The organism is Pseudarthrobacter enclensis (assembly GCF_030811655.1).
Taxonomy (GTDB): Bacteria; Actinomycetota; Actinomycetes; order Actinomycetales; family Micrococcaceae; genus Arthrobacter; species Arthrobacter enclensis_A.
The window spans coordinates 1-2,971 of the sequence record NZ_JAUSRE010000049.1; the positions used below are offsets into that span (position 1 = coordinate 1).

Consider the following 2,971-nt stretch of genomic DNA (forward strand, 5'->3'; position numbering starts at 1 on the left):
GGATTTCATCGAGTACTACAATCAGCGCAGGCCCCACACCGCACTCAAAGGCGCCTCACCCGCCAGCCGTGTCACCAACCAACCGGGTTAGTACAACTAGGCGGCTTTTGCGGTCGCCAGCTCGTCCCATTGCGTGGGTCACCCTCGGGGAGACGTTGTTTCGTTTCACCTGCCAGGGGACGGGCCCTGCCTTATGCCGGCGTGAGCGAGTCCGACGAATCCACGGCAGTACTTCTTCTTGATGGTCTCGATCAGCGTGCTGATCTTTTGACCTTCATGCGGGAGGTCGAACTGCTCGAAGGTCTGCTGGACGGCCGCGGGGGAGAGGTTGCTGAGTATGATCCCGGCCCTCACGAACTTCACACCTTCCGCCGGCGGACAGCAGCTGCTGCGCGGCCGGGCCAACAAGGCTGCGGGGCAACGGTTTCTGTGACGCCGACTTCGTGTGCATCCCTCATTCTGGACGACGTGCTGACGGCAGCGCTCGGGGCTGAAGTCCCCGCAGAATCGAGGCTGAAGTCCCCGGAGAATCGACGCTGAAGGTGACCGCCATCCCATTTCGTATGCCCAGCTCCTCATGGGTCTCCGGGTCCAGGATCAGTGGAGGCTCGACGACCGCCGCCAGCTGCGATCGCCGCCCGATTCCAGCTACCACGCTCATGCCTCCAGTCTTGCCCACCAGCCAAGACACAAGGGCGGCTTCGAACCGGGTCTCTGGTAACTGCTCTTATCGGGGCAAGGATGAACACTGCCGTCGCGTGACGCTGTGGGGGAGAAATAACTGCCCCGCGGTCCCGGATAAGATCACGAGGAGGCAATGCGCTTCCGCCCTGCCGTGTTAAGGAGTAACAACGTGCGTGAACCGTGGACCGACGGTCTTTCAGCCTGCCCCCGAGGCATGTGCATAACCACCAAGAGACTGCCGGCCCACGATAAGAACACGTTCGCGGAGAAAGCCCGTTCATGGTGAAGCTCAACCTGAAAGCCGTCGAGGAACGTGTTGCCCCGCTTGGAGGCCGTGAATCTTACGACGGCGAGTTCATTTTCAGCCTGCTGCTGGCCTACGGCAAGCCTCAGGGCAACGTGACCAGGCTGCGCAATGGCTCCCTCAACGTTGCCCACGATCCGTCCACTGAGGTCGCACAGAAGAACGTCGTCTACTTCAAGGAGACGACCGGTGATCCGCTCGCAGTCATCGACGAGCTGAAAACGTCACCCTTGGTCGTTCGGTACAACACCCGCTTCGTAATCGTCACCGACTACACGGAACTGCTGGCCATCGACACGAAGACCGGCGAGAACCTGATGATCCCGATCCGGGACATCAACCAGCACTTCACGTTCTTCCTGCCCTGGGCCGGCATGGAGAAAGCCCAATACGTCGCCGAGGCGCACGCGGACGTCAAGGCTGCCGAGCGGATGGGCAAGCTTTTCGACGAACTGCTGGCCGCGAACCCCGGAATGCTCGACATGGCGCACGGACGCCATGCACTCAACGTGTTCTTCACCAGGCTCTTGTTCTGCTTTTTTGCCGAAGACACCGGCATCTTCGAGGAAGGCGCGTTCACCAACGCCGTCGGCTCCCATACACAAGCCGACGGATCAGACGTCGCAGAGTTCCTCACTGAGGTCTTCAGGGCCCTGGATACTGAAGACGCCGGCAAAAAACCTGTGCACCTGGCGCAGTTTCCGTACGTCAACGGCCGGCTGTTCACGATGGCACCAGAGCACGTGGTGCCGCAGTTCACCAAAAAGGCCCGCCACCTGCTGATTGAGTCGGGCACACTGATCTGGCGCGATATTAACCCAGATATTTTCGGCTCGATGTTTCAAGCCATTGTCACTCCGGGCAAGCGAAGCAACCTGGGTCAGCACTACACCTCAGTGCCGAACATCCTCAAGACCATCGAACCTTTGTTCCTGGATGATTTAAAAGAGCAGCTCGATGCGGGGTTCGACTCCGTGAAGAAGCTTGAAGCACTGCTCGAACGAATCAGCGCCATTAAGGTTTTCGACCCTGCCTGTGGGTCCGGCAACTTCCTCATCATTGCCTACAAAGAACTGCGCCGTTTGGAGCATGCAATCCTGGAGCGACTGTTCGAAATCGATCCGAAGCACCAGATGCTGTACGCCGAGTCGAAGATTAACATCGAACATTTTTATGGACTGGAGATTGACGATTTCGCTGTCGAGGTGGCGATCCTCTCCCTCTGGATCGCCAAGCACCAAATGAACTCAGAGTTCAAGGAAAAGTTCAATCTCTCCATCCCGCTGATCCCGCTGAAGGAAACTGGCCAGATTCAGACGGGCAATGCGATAACGGAGAACTGGGAGGATGTCTGCCCGAACGACCGCGTTACCGAGGGTTACGTGTTGGGAAACCCGCCGTATTTGGGCAGTCGCAACCAATCGGCGGAGCAGAAGAAGGACCTTGCGACGGTCACGGACAAGTACAAGAGCCTCGACTATGTATCCGCATGGCTAATCAAGGGTGCCGATTATATCCGTGGCACTGCAGCGAAGTTGGCGTTTGTCACGACAAATTCCATCACTCAAGGCGAGCAAGTCGGGATTCTCTGGCCGCAGGTCCTCGGTACTGAACTTGAGATCGGTTACGCCTACACCTCGTTCAGGTGGTCAAACCACGCCAGAAATGCCGCCGGCGTCACCTGTGTCGTAATGGGACTTCGCAATGTTTCCTCCGAACCTAAGTACATCTTCAGCGACGGGATCCGACTTGATGCCAACCGGATCAACCCCTACCTCGCGGATGGCTCGGACATATGGATTGGAAGACGCAGCAGCCCACTATCAGCCATGCCTAGACTCGGGTTCGGTTCAATGCCGAATGATGGCGGAAACCTGATCCTTAGTGAGGGACTGCTGAAGGTTTAGTTGACAGCTGGGGTTGATAATTTCTTACGCGGCTGAGGCCGCGTTTTTTATTGTCTCAAACTCGATGGGTGTCAGC

2 protein-coding genes are annotated in these 2,971 nt (G+C 57.7%); one reads left to right on the plus strand and one right to left on the minus strand.

The features are described from left to right. Positions 1-165: 165 nt before the first annotated feature. Positions 166-354: a hypothetical protein gene (locus tag J2X98_RS22080; protein WP_307312650.1), complete on the minus strand. Its 189-nt coding sequence runs from the start codon at positions 352-354 to the stop codon at positions 166-168. 609 nt (positions 355-963) lie between these two features. Between J2X98_RS22080 and J2X98_RS22085 the strand changes: the two genes are divergently transcribed. Next, a complete protein-coding gene (locus J2X98_RS22085; protein ID WP_307312652.1) occupies positions 964-2,895 on the plus strand; it encodes a DNA methyltransferase in 1,932 nt (643 codons plus the stop codon). The last annotated feature ends 76 nt before the right edge of the window (positions 2,896-2,971 follow it).